15 protein-coding genes and 2 tRNA genes are annotated in these 14,517 nt (G+C 57.6%); 9 read left to right on the top strand and 8 right to left on the bottom strand.

The window, feature by feature from the left end:
- Positions 1 to 22: 22 nt before the first annotated feature.
- From ACYVB7_RS06705 to ACYVB7_RS06690, 4 genes are all read left to right on the top strand, one after another.
- Positions 23 to 778 (top strand): cytochrome c1, encoded by a 756-nt coding sequence (locus tag ACYVB7_RS06705; protein WP_460505924.1) that lies wholly within the window; start codon positions 23 to 25, stop codon positions 776 to 778.
- An 88-nt stretch (positions 779 to 866) separates the two neighbouring features.
- Positions 867 to 1,478 (top strand): glutathione S-transferase N-terminal domain-containing protein, encoded by a 612-nt coding sequence (locus ACYVB7_RS06700; protein WP_460505923.1) that lies wholly within the window; start codon positions 867 to 869, stop codon positions 1,476 to 1,478.
- Positions 1,479 to 1,497: 19 nt separating this feature from the next.
- Complete coding sequence (locus ACYVB7_RS06695; protein ID WP_460505922.1) at positions 1,498 to 1,905, top strand: stringent starvation protein B; 408 nt, start codon at positions 1,498 to 1,500, stop codon at positions 1,903 to 1,905.
- Positions 1,906 to 1,917: 12 nt separating this feature from the next.
- Positions 1,918 to 1,993 (top strand) — tRNA-Thr (locus ACYVB7_RS06690).
- A 7-nt stretch (positions 1,994 to 2,000) separates the two neighbouring features.
- Here the strand turns inward: ACYVB7_RS06690 and ACYVB7_RS06685 are convergent.
- Positions 2,001 to 2,306, bottom strand: coding sequence for a hypothetical protein (locus tag ACYVB7_RS06685; RefSeq protein ID WP_460505921.1), 306 nt, complete (start codon positions 2,304 to 2,306; stop codon positions 2,001 to 2,003).
- 54 nt (positions 2,307 to 2,360) lie between these two features.
- Between ACYVB7_RS06685 and ACYVB7_RS06680 the strand changes: the two genes are divergently transcribed.
- The 5 genes from ACYVB7_RS06680 to ACYVB7_RS06660 all read left to right on the top strand — a co-directional run bounded on the left by ACYVB7_RS06680 (position 2,361) and on the right by ACYVB7_RS06660 (position 8,822).
- Positions 2,361 to 3,314, top strand: a complete 954-nt coding sequence (locus tag ACYVB7_RS06680; protein WP_460505920.1) for a M23 family metallopeptidase — start codon at positions 2,361 to 2,363, stop codon at positions 3,312 to 3,314.
- 135 nt (positions 3,315 to 3,449) lie between these two features.
- Positions 3,450 to 6,212 (top strand): preprotein translocase subunit SecA, encoded by a 2,763-nt coding sequence (gene secA / locus ACYVB7_RS06675; protein WP_460506263.1) that lies wholly within the window; start codon positions 3,450 to 3,452, stop codon positions 6,210 to 6,212.
- Between the two features lie 18 nt (positions 6,213 to 6,230).
- Complete coding sequence (gene argJ, locus ACYVB7_RS06670) at positions 6,231 to 7,460, top strand: bifunctional ornithine acetyltransferase/N-acetylglutamate synthase (protein WP_460505918.1); 1,230 nt, start codon at positions 6,231 to 6,233, stop codon at positions 7,458 to 7,460.
- Positions 7,457 to 8,356, top strand: coding sequence for an ATP-binding protein (locus tag ACYVB7_RS06665; RefSeq protein WP_460505917.1), 900 nt, complete (start codon positions 7,457 to 7,459; stop codon positions 8,354 to 8,356). Before argJ ends, ACYVB7_RS06665 begins: the two co-directional genes overlap by 4 nt.
- A gap of 31 nt (positions 8,357 to 8,387) precedes the next feature.
- Positions 8,388 to 8,822 (top strand): NUDIX domain-containing protein, encoded by a 435-nt coding sequence (locus ACYVB7_RS06660; RefSeq protein WP_460506262.1) that lies wholly within the window; start codon positions 8,388 to 8,390, stop codon positions 8,820 to 8,822.
- Between the two features lie 37 nt (positions 8,823 to 8,859).
- Here ACYVB7_RS06660 and yacG read toward each other — a convergent pair whose 3' ends face one another.
- From yacG to ACYVB7_RS06625, 7 genes are all read right to left on the bottom strand, one after another.
- Positions 8,860 to 9,057: a DNA gyrase inhibitor YacG gene (yacG, locus tag ACYVB7_RS06655; protein WP_460505916.1), complete on the bottom strand. Its 198-nt coding sequence runs from the start codon at positions 9,055 to 9,057 to the stop codon at positions 8,860 to 8,862.
- A 2-nt stretch (positions 9,058 to 9,059) separates the two neighbouring features.
- Positions 9,060 to 9,815, bottom strand: a complete 756-nt coding sequence (zapD, locus tag ACYVB7_RS06650) for a cell division protein ZapD (protein WP_460505915.1) — start codon at positions 9,813 to 9,815, stop codon at positions 9,060 to 9,062.
- A 36-nt stretch (positions 9,816 to 9,851) separates the two neighbouring features.
- Entirely contained in the window at positions 9,852 to 10,454 is a 603-nt protein-coding gene (coaE, locus tag ACYVB7_RS06645) for a dephospho-CoA kinase (protein WP_460505914.1), read from the bottom strand.
- Complete coding sequence (locus ACYVB7_RS06640; protein WP_460505912.1) at positions 10,454 to 11,308, bottom strand: prepilin peptidase; 855 nt, start codon at positions 11,306 to 11,308, stop codon at positions 10,454 to 10,456. The genes coaE and ACYVB7_RS06640 overlap by 1 nt, the downstream gene beginning before the upstream one ends.
- Complete coding sequence (locus tag ACYVB7_RS06635; RefSeq protein ID WP_460505911.1) at positions 11,308 to 12,522, bottom strand: type II secretion system F family protein; 1,215 nt, start codon at positions 12,520 to 12,522, stop codon at positions 11,308 to 11,310. The genes ACYVB7_RS06640 and ACYVB7_RS06635 overlap by 1 nt, the downstream gene beginning before the upstream one ends.
- 34 nt (positions 12,523 to 12,556) lie before the next feature.
- Positions 12,557 to 14,296 carry a type IV-A pilus assembly ATPase PilB gene (gene pilB / locus ACYVB7_RS06630; protein WP_460505909.1) on the bottom strand — a complete coding sequence of 580 codons (1,740 nt, stop codon included), beginning with the start codon at positions 14,294 to 14,296 and terminating at the stop codon, positions 12,557 to 12,559.
- Positions 14,297 to 14,416: 120 nt separating this feature from the next.
- A tRNA-Pro gene (locus tag ACYVB7_RS06625) sits at positions 14,417 to 14,493 on the bottom strand.
- Between the last annotated feature and the right edge of the window lie 24 nt (positions 14,494 to 14,517).

Genomic DNA, 14,517 nt, shown 5'->3' with positions numbered 1-14,517 from the left:
TCACGTTGCGGAGTCAAGATTCATGAAAAAACTCATCACAGCCTTCGCTCTCGTTGTTGGATTGGTGGGCGGTGCCCATGCCGCAGGAGCCACCTTCCCGCTGGACAAGGCCCCCAATCGCACCAACGATCTGGCCGCCTTGCAAAACGGTGCCAAGTTGTTTGTCAACTACTGCTTGAACTGCCACTCTGCGGCGTTCATGCGTTTCAACCGGTTGCGCGACATCGGTCTGACCGACAAGCAGATCAAAGACAATTTGTTGTTCACCACTGACAAGGTGGGTGACCAGATGAAGTCCGCCATTGATCCCAAGCAGGCCACGGCTTGGTTTGGTGCCAACCCTCCTGACTTGACGTTGGTGGCTCGTTCTCGTGCCAGCGGAAGCGGCACTGGGGCTGATTACCTGTACACCTACATGCGGACGTTCTATCGTGACAGCACCAAAGCCACAGGCTGGAACAACATGGTGTTCCCCAGTGTGGCGATGCCGCATGTTCTGTACGATCTGCAGGGTGAGCGCACGCCCATTTTTGAAACGGTGACCGAGCACGGTCATGAGGTTCAAAAGTTTAAAGGCTGGGAGCAGGTCACCCCAGGGAAACTGTCTCCGGCTGAATACGACCAGGCCATTGGCGATCTGGTGGGCTTCATGCAGTGGATGGCGGAGCCGGTTCAAAACACCCGTGTGCGCATTGGCGTGTGGGTGCTGCTGTTCTTGGCGGTGTTCTCCGTCATTGCATGGCGCTTGAATGCGGCTTATTGGAAAGACGTCAAGTAACATTCACGATCGGCTGTCGCCGGTTTCGTGACCAGTGGCGCAGCGGCCTTGGCCGCTTCGCCACTTTTTCTTTGAGGAAATCACTGTCATGATGGTTTTGTACTCGGGCACCACATGCCCGTTCTCGCATCGTTGCCGCTTTGTTCTGTTCGAAAAGGGCATGGACTTTGAGATTCGTGACGTTGACTTGTTCAACAAACCGGAAGACATCGCGGTGATGAATCCGTATGGGCAAGTTCCCATCCTGGTTGAGCGCGATCTGATCCTTTACGAATCGAACATCATCAATGAGTACATTGATGAGCGTTTCCCTCATCCTCAGTTGATGCCAGGGGACCCCGTTGATCGGGCCCGCGTGCGGTTGTTCTTGCTGAACTTCGAAAAAGAGTTGTTCACCCACGTTTCGGTGCTTGAATCCCGTGCCGTGAAGGGTAACGAGAAAGCCATTGAGAAATCACGCGCATACATTCGTGACAAGCTGACGCAGTTGGCCCCTGTGTTCCTGAAAAACAAGTTCATGCTCGGCGACAGCTTCTCCATGCTGGATGTGGCCATCGCTCCGTTGTTGTGGCGTCTTGACTATTACGGCATTGAACTGAGCAAAAATGCAGCGCCCTTGCTCAAGTATGCAGAGCGGATTTTTTCTCGTCCGGCATACATTGAGGCGCTGACGCCTTCCGAAAAAGTCATGCGCAAGTGACCTTGTTGGAGACGTTGCTGTGACTGAAGCCCCTTCAACTCGTCCCTACTTGATTCGCGCACTTCATCAGTGGTGTGAGGATCATGGTTTCACGCCCTACATGGTGGTGGCGGTGGATGGCTCGGTTCAAGTCCCCATGCAGTACGTCTCACCGCAAGGAGAGGTGGTGCTCAATGTCAGCTACGGCGCAACCAATGGGTTGCGACTGGGGAATGACTTCATTGAGTTTCAGGCCAGGTTTGGCGGTGTTCCTCAGGCTGTGAGTGTCCCGGTGGGGCGGGTGACCGCCATTTACGCGAAGGAAAATGGCCAAGGAATGGCGTTTCCCGTGGAAGATGCGCCGGAGCCGCCCCCCAAAGGTGTGCCCATCTCAGGGGGGGGCTCAGAGCCTTCTCGGGGGAAGCCGACTCTGACGCGGATCAAGTAAACTACCCAAGCTGCCGGTTTAGCTCAGTTGGTAGAGCACTCGCCTTGTAAGCGATAGGTCGTCTGTTCGAGTCAGACAATCGGCACCATGCATGCCTAACGTGACTGCACAGCCTGATTGCGTTGTTGCAGTATTTTGATTCGGATGTTCAGTTCCCGGCCCAGCATGTCGGCGATCCTCTGCTTCAAGTCAGGCATCAGTTGGCGGATCTTGGCGGAAGCGGCATTGCCATTCACCAGCAGGCACCACTCTTGATCCGTGACGGGGCCTGATTGAACCTGTGCCCTCAAGTTGAACGGTAGCAGTGGACGCACGGCTTCAAGCAGCTTTTGAGAAAGCTGGATGCGTGCCGCCAGTTGGACCATGTCAGGGGACGCATTGAGCGCGTCCATCAATGGCAACGTTGCGCTCGAACGGTGTGTCATTGTTTGAATGAATGCGCAAAGAGGGACAGCATGCACTTCATTATCACGGATCCCTGGTTTGCCAAGCGGCAAGCGGTCCACCTTCATGCATGGCAACTCGCGGGTCTCATGGTTGCCCTGGTGGCGGCGTTGATCACTTTGTCGGTGGTTTCCTATCACTTGCTATTTGTGCATGGTGCTCGTCAGGGGTGGCCGGTGATTGCGCCGTTGGTTGAGTTGCTGACCACCCGAGAAAGGGAAGGGCAGGAGCGCTACATGAAAGAAAACCTGACGGCCATGGCTGAGCGTGTGGGGGCGCTGCAGGCGCGGGTGGTGCAGTTGGAGTCACTTGGGGAGCGGGTTGCCTCGCTGGCGGGGGTGGTGGTACAAGACTCGAAACTGCGGCCGGGCTCAGGGGGGCCATTGGTTCGCCCGGATGCTCTGACGTTGTCTTCCCTTCGTGAGGCTTTGGCGACGCTGGATGCTCGTGTGGAAGGGCGGGAGCAGTTTTTTTCGCGTGTCGAGGCGGATTTGTTTGGTGAGAAGATGCGCAAAATTCTTGTGCCGACCAACCTTCCCGTTGCCAATGCCCCGATTGGCTCAGGGTTTGGTTATCGCTCGGATCCGATCACGGGAGAGCGCGCGTTGCACACCGGGTTGGACTTTTCTGCGGACTCCGGAACTCCCATTTTTGCGGCAGCCGGGGGGGTGGTGACCGGCCAGGAGTTTCACCCAGCGTATGGGAATTTGGTTGAGCTTGATCACGGCAATGGTCTCGTGACGCGATACGCCCATGCGTCGAGAGTGCTCGTCAAGCTCGGGCAGATTGTCAAGCGGGGGCAAACCGTCGCGGAGGTGGGTAATACAGGACGATCCACGGGGGCACATTTGCATTTTGAAGTCTGGTTCAACGGCGTTGCGCAGGATCCACAGCATTTCCTTTTTCCTGTGGCTGGCAGCGACAAGAACAAGCCGCTTGCATCGCGCTCGGCCGGATCTCGCTGAGGGCTCTCTTCGGGCTGCATGCACGCAGCCTTAAAATCAGCGGTTTGCGTCAAGCAAGCGCTCTCGGTGTTTATACGAAGGGCTTGTTTGGCCGGATCAGGCTGTCATCTCGGCAGCGCCTCTATTCAGGCTTTCATGGCGACCAACATCCTCACCAAAATCTTCGGCAGCCGCAACGATCGACTGCTCAAAACCTACCGGAAGACGGTGGCCCAGGTCAACGCGCTGGAGTCCAGCTTCGAAGCCTTGTCTGATGACGCGTTGCGGGCCAAGACCGCTGAGTTCAGAGGACGATTGGCCGCTGGAGAGACGCTGGATGCCTTGCTGCCCGAGGCGTTTGCCACGGTGCGTGAGGCCAGCAAGCGTGTCATGAAGATGCGGCACTTTGATGTGCAGATCATCGGCGGCTTGGCGCTGCACAACGGCAAGGTTGCGGAAATGCGCACGGGCGAGGGCAAGACCCTCACCGCCACGTTGCCTGTTTACCTCAACGCACTGACGGGCAAGGGTGTGCACGTGGTGACGGTGAACGACTACCTGGCCAGTCGGGACGCGGAGTGGATGGGCCGACTCTATGGCTACCTGGGCTTGACGGTGGGCATCAACCTGCCCCATTTGAGCCGGGAGGAAAAGCAGGCTGCTTATGGGTCGGACATCACTTACGGTACGAACAACGAGTATGGGTTCGACTACCTGCGTGACAACATGGTCTACGAAGCCCAAGACCGTGTGCAGCGGGGCTTGAACTACGCCATCGTGGACGAGGTGGACTCCATTTTGATTGACGAGGCACGCACGCCCCTCATCATCAGTGGGCAAGCCGAAGACCACACGGTGTTGTATCAAGCCATCAATCAAATTGCCCCGCTGTTGACCCGGCAGGAGGGCGAGGCAGATCCGCGCACCGGTGAGGGGGTGACCAAGCCGGGTGACTTCACATTGGATGAAAAGTCGCATCAGATTTTCCTGACCGAGCAAGGCCACGAAACCGCGGAAGCCCTGTTGGCGCGAGCCGGGCTGTTGCCTGAGGGGGCTTCGCTTTACGATCCAGCGAACATCACGCTGATGCATCATCTGAACGCTTCACTGCGTGCGCATCACGTGTATCACCGCGACCAGCACTACGTTGTGCAAGACGGTGAGATTGTCATCGTGGATGAATTCACGGGGCGCTTGATGTCTGGGCGTCGATGGAGCGAAGGGCTCCATCAGGCGGTGGAGGCCAAAGAAGGTGTGACCATTCAAGCCGAGAACCAGACGCTGGCTTCAATCACCTTTCAGAACTATTTCCGCTTGTACGGCAAGCTGTCGGGGATGACCGGGACGGCTGACACGGAAGCGTATGAGTTCCAGGAAATTTACGGCCTTGAAACGGTCGTCATCCCGCCCAATCGGGTCAGCAAGCGGGACGATCAGCTGGATCGCGTGTACAAGACCACCCGCGAAAAGTACGTGGCAGCCATTGCCGACATCCGCGAATGCCATGAGCGTGGTCAGCCGGTTCTGGTTGGTACTTCGTCCATTGAAAACTCGGAAATCATTTCTGGCTTGCTGACGGAAGCAGGCTTGCCGCACCAGGTGCTCAATGCAAAGCAGCATGCCCGTGAGGCAGAGATCATTGTTCAGGCCGGACGCCCGAAGATGATCACCATTGCCACCAACATGGCCGGTCGGGGGACCGACATTGTGTTGGGGGGCAACCTGGAGAAACTGCTCAAGGCCGTGGAAGACGATGTGTCTCTCTCGGAAGAGCAGCGTCAGTCAAAGGTGGAGCAAGTGCGGGCGCAGTGGCAGGCTGACCATGAGTTGGTCAAGTCACTGGGGGGCTTGCGCATCATTGCGACCGAACGCCATGAATCCCGACGCATTGACAATCAGTTGCGTGGACGTTCGGGCCGCCAGGGCGACCCTGGTTCGTCGCGTTTCTACCTGAGTCTGGACGATCCCCTGATGCGTATTTTTGCGGGCGATCGGGTCCGCGCCATCATGGATCGGCTGAAGATGCCAGAGGGTGAAGCCATTGAGGCGGGCATGGTCACTCGGAGCATCGAGTCTGCCCAGCGCAAGGTGGAAGCTCGCAACTTCGACATCCGCAAACAACTGCTGGAATACGACGATGTGTCCAATGACCAGCGCAAGGTCATTTACCAGCAGCGCAACGACATCCTGGATGCGGCAGACCTGCAGGCGCAGATCCGTTCGCTGCGTGAAGGGTGCTTCACCGACTTGGTCCGCCAATATGTACCGGTGGAAAGTGTGGAGGAGCAATGGGACCTGGCCAGCCTTGAACGCGTGTTGAGGGACGACTGGTCGGTGGATGTTGCACTGGTGGGGTTGTTGGCCTCCGAATCGAACCTGACCGACGAGGACATTCTGGTTCGCGTGCTGGATGCCGCCCATGCCGCATTTGGCGCGAAGTTGGCGTTGGCCGGTGAGGCCAACTTCCTGGCATTCGAACGCATGGTGCTTCTGCAAAGTTTGGATTCGCATTGGCGGGAGCACTTGAGTTCATTGGACTACCTGCGACAAGGCATCCACCTCCGCGGCTACGCTCAGAAGCAACCCAAGCAGGAATACAAACGTGAAGCCTTCGAACTGTTTGGGCAACTGCTGGACAGTGTCAAAAACGAAGTCACACGCACCCTGATGAATGTCCGCATCCAGTCGAGCGAGCAGTTGGACCAAGCTGCGCAGCAGATCGAAAGCCAAGCGGAGCACATTGCCAACGTGACCTACACCGCCCCGACGGAAACAGGGGAGGCGGAGACGGTGGTGGATGCATCCACCGTGTCTCAGTCCCGTTCTGCCGCTCAGGCCATGCCGCGCGTGGGGCGCAATGACCCCTGCCCCTGTGGCAGTGGCCAGAAGTTCAAACATTGCCACGGCAAACTCGCCTGACGTTGAGGAGCGATCGACATGCCTGTGAATTTGCCTTTGCCTCGTGAGCAAGATCTGTTGCCTGTCCCCGGACTGACGTTGGGGGTGACCGAGGCCGGTGTCCGCAAAGCCAACCGAAAAGACCTGTGCGTGCTGTTGCCCGTTGAAGGCACAGTGGTTGGTGCTGTGTTCACCCAAAATCGGTATTGCGCCGCACCCGTGCAAGTGTGTCGGGAACACTTGGCCATGGCACATGGCATCCGGGCGTTGGTCATCAACACCGGCAATGCCAATGCGGGCACCGGGGCCTCGGGCTTGGCCAATGCACGTCAAACGTGTCAAGCCTTGGCGCAGCATCTGGGGGTTCGTGCGGAGCAGGTGCTGCCGTTCTCCACCGGTGTGATCATGGAGCCCCTGCCCGTCGAACGAGTGGTTGCAGGACTGCCTGCTGCGTTGGCCAATGCCCGATCTGACAATTGGTTGGCGGCAGCCGAAGCCATCATGACCACCGACACCCAACCCAAGGTGATCAGCCGTCAGGTCATGGTGGGCGGGGCGCAGGTCACCATCACGGGCATGGCCAAAGGGGCTGGCATGATCCGCCCGAACATGGCCACCATGCTGGGTTTCATTGCCACCGACGCCAAGTTGTCCCCATCGGCGGTTCAGGATTTGACGCGTTGGTTGGCCGATCGATCGTTCAACCGTGTGACGGTGGATGGCGACACGTCAACCAACGATTCGTTTGTCCTGTTGGCCACCGGTCAGGCGTCGCATGCCGTCATTGATTCCATCGATGGCCCTGACGCGCAAGCGTTGAAGGCAGGGCTCTTGGAAGTGGCTCAGTACCTGGCCCACGCGATGGTGCGTGACGGTGAAGGGGCCACCAAGTTCATCACCATCCGCATTGAAGGGGCTGGCACGCCCGACGAATGCCTGAAGGTGGCCTATGCCATCGCCCATTCACCCTTGGTGAAGACAGCATTTTTTGCATCTGATCCCAACTTGGGGCGCATTCTGGCTGCAGTGGGGTACGCGGGCATTGCCGACTTGGACCAGTCTCTCATCGAGATGCACCTGGATGACGTGCATGTGGTCACTCGCGGTGGCCGCCATCCCGCCTACCAAGAAGCCGATGGCGCCCGGGTCATGGCTCAGTCGGAAATGACCGTGCGTGTCCATCTGGGGCGTGGCGACTGCGCCGACACCGTCTGGACATGCGATTTCAGTCACGATTACGTCACCATCAATGCCGATTACCGCTCATGAGTGAGCCCTGGATGCCCCTCTTGGGTCGGCTGGATGCGCTGGTGTCGCGCATTGAAGCCCTGGTGCCATCGGCTTCGGGCATTGTGGCCCCCGATTGGTCCAGCTCGACGGCCTTCCGCTACCGCAAGCGCCTTAGTGGGCAGGCACGGCTGGAGCCGGTGCGGCATGTTGCTTTGATGCGCCTGGGTGATGTGCGGGAGGTGGACAGCCAGAAGGAAAAAATCGTCCGCAACACGCGGCGATTTGTCGAAGGTTTGCCTGCGAACAACGTGTTGCTGACGGGCGCAAGAGGGACGGGAAAGTCGTCGCTCATCAAGGCCTGTTTGAACGAATTTGCGCCCACGGGGTTGCGCTTGGTTGAGGTGGACAAGGCCGACCTGGTCGATCTGCCTGACCTGATGGATCTGTTGGCGGATCGACCCGAGCGCTTCATTGTGTTCTGTGACGATCTGAGCTTTGACGAAGGCGAGTCCGGCTACAAAGCGCTGAAGTCCATCTTGGACGGCACCGTGTCAGCCAGCAGCTCGAATGTGCTGATTTACGCCACCAGCAACCGCCGCCACCTGCTGCCGGAGTATCAGAAGGACAACCTGACGTACACCCACACGCCCGATGCTGAAGTGCACCCGGGTGAGGTGATCGAAGAGAAGATCTCACTGTCCGAACGCTTTGGCTTGTGGGTCAGTTTCTACCCTTTCAGCCAAGACGAATATTGGGCCATCGCAACGCAATGGCTGCGGCATTTTGGTGCGTCAGAGGCAGAGATTGACGCTGCGCGGCCGCAGGCTTTGGTCTGGGCGTTGGAACGTGGCTCCCGCAGCGGGCGGGTGGCCCAGCAGTTCGCGCGTGACCATGTCATGGCCAAAACCGCGGGTGCTGGGGTGGATCGTGTCTGACCCGACGAGCGCCGTGCCCGACGCCGCTGTGATGATGGTGGACGCCCACGTGCCTCGCCATGCAGAAGGGCAACGACCTGTCACGGAGGTGGCCGTGGGTGTGCTGGTGCAGCCGGATGGACGGTTCTTGCTGACCACCCGCCCGCCGGGCAAAGCGTATGCCGGGCATTGGGAATTCCCTGGCGGCAAAGTGGAGCCCGGCGAAACGGTGGTACAAGCACTGGTGCGAGAGCTGCACGAGGAGTTGGGCATCACCGCTCAAACCATCGTTCGTTGGCGAGAGCAATGTGTGGACTACCCACATGCCTTGGTGCGCCTGCACTTTTGCAAGGTCACTCAATGGGCGGGTGAATTGGACATGCGGGAGGGCCAGAGCCATGCATGGCAGCAACTGCCCGTGGGTGTCAGTCCCATTCTGGCTGGGACGTATCCCGTCTTGCAGTGGATGCAAGATGAGAATGCATAGCAAACAAACCTTGTATATAAAGCGCTAGAGCGCTTTTTTACTGAGAATCTTCTGAAGGGGCTTCCGCGTCAATTCTGAAGTCTTCCTGCGCCCAGCGACCCAGATCGGTGGCCCGGCAGAGCTTGCTGCAAAACGGTCGGTAAGGGTTTTGAGGGCTGTATTCGCAGGACTGTTTGCACGCGGGGCAGTCGACCCAGGTGGCAGCGAATGTCGTCGCAGTGGTGGGCTCAGGCATGTTCACGCGCACAGGGTGATTTCGAATGACGCATCTTCGTTGGCTGGGTGCAGTCGGCCATCGGCACCGAGTCGAACAAGCCTAACGGCCACCATGAGCCGATTGCCACTGATTTCAGGAATGAGCCCCAGCGCTTGTGGAATGCGCAAGCGCAACAACTGGAAGGTTTTGGTTTGTGGCAGGTTCTGTTGAAACTGTCCACCTGTGGCCATCACCTTTTGTGGCATGCCTGTGTCTCGGAGCATGCGCAGCAGCAGTGCAATGGCATCGGCCAAGGGCTGTACGCTGGCGCACCAGCTGATCAACGCATTGCGCCGTGTGTCTGCGGGTTGATGCTGCCAGTCGTAGTACGCAGGCAGGTCAAACTCGCAGGTGCCACCGGGAATGGAGATGCGACTGCGGATGCCCATGAGCCAGTCGTTTTCCGCCAAGCCGCTGCCAGTCTTGCCCACGGCCTGACTGAGGTTGGTGAAACAGCCTTCGATTTGTCCAATGACCTGGTCCAAGGCGTGCTCAGAAATGGCGGGGTTTCCCCTGTAGCTGTTGAGCAGGGCCTTTTGTCGGTCGAGGTCTTTCATCACGTCCGACTTCATGTCAGCCCGTGACGCAACATCGATCATCTCAAACAGGGTGTGCAGAGCGAAGTGGTGATCCAGTGGTTCATCTCGTCCAACCAGGGTGGCCAAACGGTTGAACAGGTGTTCAAGTCGCAGGTAGGTGCGAATGCGTTCGTTGAACGGGTATTCGTAGAGGATCACGGTGTCATTCGAGAGTGCATTGTGGTGGCGTTGCCATCATAGCCCCAGCCAGTGCGCCAGTTGGGTGACTTGCTGACGCAATGCATCAAGGTCTTGTCCGTCGTTGTGGATCACCATGTCTGCAGCGGCCAAACGCAGACTTCGCGGGGCTTGCGCCTGCATCACCCCTTGGATGGTTTCTTCGGGCCATCCATTGCGAAGACGCACCCGATGCGCCTGGGTTTGCTCGGTGCAGTCCACCACCACCACCGTGTCCAAGCGCTTGCGCCACCGGGGGCTTTCGACGAGAAGGGGAATGTCAAGGACAACCACACCTCCAGGGCATTGCGCAATGGCGTGGGCCATTTCTTGGGCCACCATGGGGTGGGTGATGTTCTCCAGCTGCTGCCGCGCAGAGGGATCGTTGAAAACGCGTTCTCGCAGGGCCGAACGGTTCAAGCCCCCATCGGGCAACAGCATTTCCGAGCCGAACGCTTGGGCGATGGGCGCCAAGGCTGAACCTTGGGGTGCCGTGATGGAGCGTGCGATCAGGTCGGCATCCACCAAGCGCGCCCCTTGCTGGAGCAGCCACTGTGCAACCGTGCTTTTGCCGCTGCCAATCCCCCCGGTCAGTCCAACCAGATGCCGATTTCGGCCCATCACAAACCAACCGCAGCCAACATTTGAGCAGGGCTGAACACCAGGGCAGTCAAACCAGCCAGCGCCAAGAACGGTCCAAAGGGAATGTAGCCTCCCTCACGCAGGCCTGAGGTGAACTTCATGGCAATGCCCACCACAGCACCGATGATGGACGACATCAAGATGATGGGGATCAAGCCTTGCCAGCCAAACCAAGCACCCAATGCCGCAAAGAGTTTGAAGTCGCCATAACCCATGCCCTCTTTGCCTGTGGCGAGCTTGAACGCCCAGTACACCGACCAGAGTGACAAGTAGCCGCTGACAGCCCCCCAGAGGGCGTCGGGCAAAGTGGTGTGACTCCATCCCAAGGCCGCCACACACAGACCTGCCCATACCAACGGCAATGTCAGGTCATCGGGAAGCAAGGTGGTGTCCCAGTCGATGGCGGCCAACGTCAACACCGTGGCGGCAAAACAGGCCCAAGCCCCACCAGTCCAGGTCAAGCCCCATTGCCATGCGCACCAGCCAAAAGCCATGCCGGTGGCCAACTCCATCAATGGGTAGCGCAAGCCAATGGGAGCATGGCATGCAGAGCAACGCCCGCGCAGAAGCACATAACTCAGCACGGGAATGTTCTCAAACCAGCGGATGCCATGCCCGCAATGGCCACATCGCGAGCGCGGGGTGAGCAGATTGAACGGTTGTTCCGCGGGTGGGTTGGGGGCTTCTCCGTGTCCTGCTTGGGCACATTCTTGTGCCCATTGGCGCTCCATCATCAAGGGCAACCGATGGACCACCACATTGAGGAAACTGCCAATCAACAACCCCAGCAAGCTGGCAAGTGCGACGTCCAGTTCGGGCGACAAAAAGTTCATCAGACCACCTGACCCAGTTTGAAGATGGGCAGGTACATGGACACCACGATCCCCCCGATCAACCCCCCCAGGAACACGATGATGATGGGCTCCATCAGGCTGGACAGCCCGGCGACCATGTCATCCACCTCGGCTTCGTAAAAGTCGGCCGCCTTGCCCAACATGTGGTCAATCGAGCCGGACTCTTCGCCGATCGCACACATCTGAAGCACCATGTTCGGAAAAATGTTGGCGTTGGCCATGGCTGCGGTGAGGCTGGTTCCCGTGGAAACCTCTCGCTGGATTTTCTCTGTGGCCTGCAGGTAGACGGAGTTGCCCGAGGCCCCACCCACGGAGTCCAGCGCCTCCACCAACGGCACGCCAGCGGCGAACATGGTGGCGAGTGTTCGAGTCCAACGCGCGATCACCGATTTTTCCACCAAGGGGCCAAAGACGGGAACTCGCAAAAGCAGCCTGTCCATGAACATTTGGACTTTTTCATTTCGCTTCCAAGCTTGCATGAAAAAGTAAATGCCGCCACCAATGCCACCAAAAATCAACCACCAATAAGCCACAAAAAACTCACTCATGGCGATCACAAAAAGGGTTGGGGCTGGGAGATCGGCACCAAAGGAGCTGAAAACCTGTTTGAATGCAGGGATCACAAAAATCATGATCACGGCAACCACCACAAAGGCCACCACCACCACTGAAATGGGGTACATCAGCGCAGATTTGATCTTGCTTTTGATGGCCTCTGTTTTCTCCATGTAAACGGCCAGTCGATCGAGCAACTGGTCCAGGATACCTGCCGCTTCTCCGGCCTCGACCAAGTTGCAATACAGGTTGTCAAAATACATGGGAAACTTTCGAAAGGCAGAGTTCAGCGCCGTTCCTGTTTCCACGTCCATGCGGATGTCGTTCAAAAGTTTGGCCACACTGGGATTGGCATTGCCTTTTCCAACAATGTCAAAGGCTTGCAGCAATGGCACGCCCGCTTTCATCATGGTGGCGAGCTGACGGGTGAAGAGGGCCAAGTCCTTGGGCTTGATGCTCTTTCCGCTGGACATTCGCCTCTTCTTGATCTTGACGGGCAAAATGCCTTGGCGGCGCAGCGAAGCTTGAACCTGGTTCTCTCCCAATGCCCGCATTTCACCTCGGACAGCTTTGCCATTGCGGTCTTTGCCTTCCCATTCGAAGACGGCTTCTTTGCTTCTCGGTGAGGTGGTTGCCATGATGTAGGTTTACTCCAGCGGGGACGCCGCCTGATCATTCATTGGTGCAGGACACCACTTCTTCCAGCGAGGTGACACCCAATTTGACTTTGTGAAGACCAGCTTGCCGCAATGAACGAACGCCTTCGCGGGACGACTGCTCTGCAATCTCCATGGCACTTCCCCCCCGTAAGATGATGCGTTGCATTTCCTCGGTGATGGGCATGACTTGGTAAATGCCAACACGGCCTTTATAACCGTTGTTGCAGGCAGCGCATCCCACTGGCTTGTAGGGTATCCAGCTTCCATCCAACTCTTCGGGGGGGTAGCCGGCATCCAGAAGGGCTTTGCGTGGCAGGTCCGCAGGAGCTTTGCATTGATTGCAGAGCCGTCGGGCCAGTCGCTGGGCCGTGATCAAGATCACGGATGATGCTATGTTGAACGGGGCGATGCCCATGTTCAGCATCCGCGTCAGTGTGGTTGGAGCATCGTTGGTGTGCAATGTTGACAGCACCAAGTGCCCGGTCTGAGCGGCTTTGATGGCAATGTCAGCGGTCTCCAAATCCCGTATTTCACCCACCATGATCACGTCAGGGTCTTGACGCAAGAATGACTTCAGCGCTGCGGCAAACGTCAGGCCTGCCTTTTCATTGACATTGACTTGATTGACGCCTGGCAGGTTGATTTCTGAAGGGTCTTCAGCGGTTGATATGTTCACCCCGGGCTGATTCAGGATGTTGAGGCAGGTGTACAGTGAAACGGTTTTCCCGGAGCCTGTGGGCCCCGTGACCAAAACCATTCCGTAGGGTCTGGAAATGGCCTTGAGCAATTTCTCTTTTTCTTCTGGTTCGTAGCCCAGTGCATCAATCCCGAGTTTGGCACTGCTGGGATCCAGGATCCGGATGACAATCTTTTCTCCGAACAAGGTTGGCAGTGTGCTGACTCGAAAATCAATGATCTTGTCTGTTCCGACCTTGAGTTTCATCCTGCCATCTTGAGGGATCCGCTTTTCAGAGATGTCCATCCGAGAGATGACTTTGATCCGAGAGGCCAGTTTTTCTTTGATGGCCACGGGCGGAGATGCTATTTCCCGAAGCTCTCCATCAATGCGGAATCGAACACGGTAGGTGTGCTCATAAGGTTCAAAGTGAAGATCGGATGCACGCATGCTGAAGGCATCGAGCAACATCTTGTGCAAAAAACGCACCACAGGTGCGTCTTCAACGTCGGCATTCTTGTCGGGCTCGTCTGCAGGGGCTGCTGCCGTGGCCGCTGCATCGTCATCGAACTCGAAATCGTCGCCAATGATGGTGTCCATGGCCTTGGACACGGAGACATTCTGGGCTTCGACGATTTTGCCAATTTTGTTGTATTCGACAATGATCCAGTCAACCCCCATCTGGGTGGCAAACTTGATTTTGTCTGCAACCTGTTGATCTCCCGGGTCGGCCGTTGCGACGGTCAGGCGATTTCCCTTTTTGGCCAGCGGCAAAACCTTGTGCTCTGCGCAAAATTTGCTTTCTAGCAGGTCTTTGGGAAGTTTGCTGGGGTCCAGTGCATCCAAGTCCAGCAGCGGTGCACCAAAGGCCGCCGAAACCACATGAGCCAAATCTGCGGGAGAAACCGCCCCGGAGCCGGTCAACTCAGCGATGAAGCTGGTGCGGTTGGCTTGGGCTCGGCGAAACAGGGCTTCTGCAGCTGCCGAATCAAGCTTCTGCGCGGCAATCAGCGCTCTGCCCAGTCCAGGCAGAGCCATGGAGCTTTGAGGGGGGGACTGAGGCTCGGGTGAAGTCATACTTGCGTAATCTAACGCAAACGAGCCGACCACCAGAGGTTGAACGCCGTGTTTTGACGCATTCGACACGCATTCTCAAGGGTAAATCTGGAATGACGTACTGAAACCAGGATCGATTCCTGGTCGGGGTGAGAGGATTCGAACCTCCGGCCTCTACGTCCCGAACGTAGCGCTCTACCAGGCTAAGCTACACCCCGATGGTCGATGCCGCCATGGCGGCG

It is taken from the genome of Hydrogenophaga soli (genome assembly GCF_054777695.1).
This window is presented reverse-complemented; position numbering and strand designations above follow the sequence as displayed.

Excerpts from the sequence above, each read along its gene's own strand:
- ACYVB7_RS06705 (WP_460505924.1), top strand. The coding sequence starts at position 23 with ATGAAAAAACTCATCACAGCCTTCGCTCTCGTTGTTGGATTGGTGGGC.
- ACYVB7_RS06700 (WP_460505923.1), top strand. The coding sequence starts at position 867 with ATGATGGTTTTGTACTCGGGCACCACATGCCCGTTCTCGCATCGTTGC.
- ACYVB7_RS06680 (WP_460505920.1), top strand. The coding sequence starts at position 2,361 with ATGCACTTCATTATCACGGATCCCTGGTTTGCCAAGCGGCAAGCGGTC.
- secA (WP_460506263.1), top strand. The coding sequence starts at position 3,450 with ATGGCGACCAACATCCTCACCAAAATCTTCGGCAGCCGCAACGATCGA.
- argJ (WP_460505918.1), top strand. The coding sequence starts at position 6,231 with ATGCCTGTGAATTTGCCTTTGCCTCGTGAGCAAGATCTGTTGCCTGTC.
- ACYVB7_RS06665 (WP_460505917.1), top strand. The coding sequence starts at position 7,457 with ATGAGTGAGCCCTGGATGCCCCTCTTGGGTCGGCTGGATGCGCTGGTG.
- ACYVB7_RS06660 (WP_460506262.1), top strand. The coding sequence starts at position 8,388 with ATGATGGTGGACGCCCACGTGCCTCGCCATGCAGAAGGGCAACGACCT.
- yacG (WP_460505916.1), bottom strand. The coding sequence starts at position 9,057 with ATGCCTGAGCCCACCACTGCGACGACATTCGCTGCCACCTGGGTCGAC.
- coaE (WP_460505914.1), bottom strand. The coding sequence starts at position 10,454 with ATGGGCCGAAATCGGCATCTGGTTGGACTGACCGGGGGGATTGGCAGC.
- ACYVB7_RS06640 (WP_460505912.1), bottom strand. The coding sequence starts at position 11,308 with ATGAACTTTTTGTCGCCCGAACTGGACGTCGCACTTGCCAGCTTGCTG.
- ACYVB7_RS06635 (WP_460505911.1), bottom strand. The coding sequence starts at position 12,522 with ATGGCAACCACCTCACCGAGAAGCAAAGAAGCCGTCTTCGAATGGGAA.
- pilB (WP_460505909.1), bottom strand. The coding sequence starts at position 14,296 with ATGACTTCACCCGAGCCTCAGTCCCCCCCTCAAAGCTCCATGGCTCTG.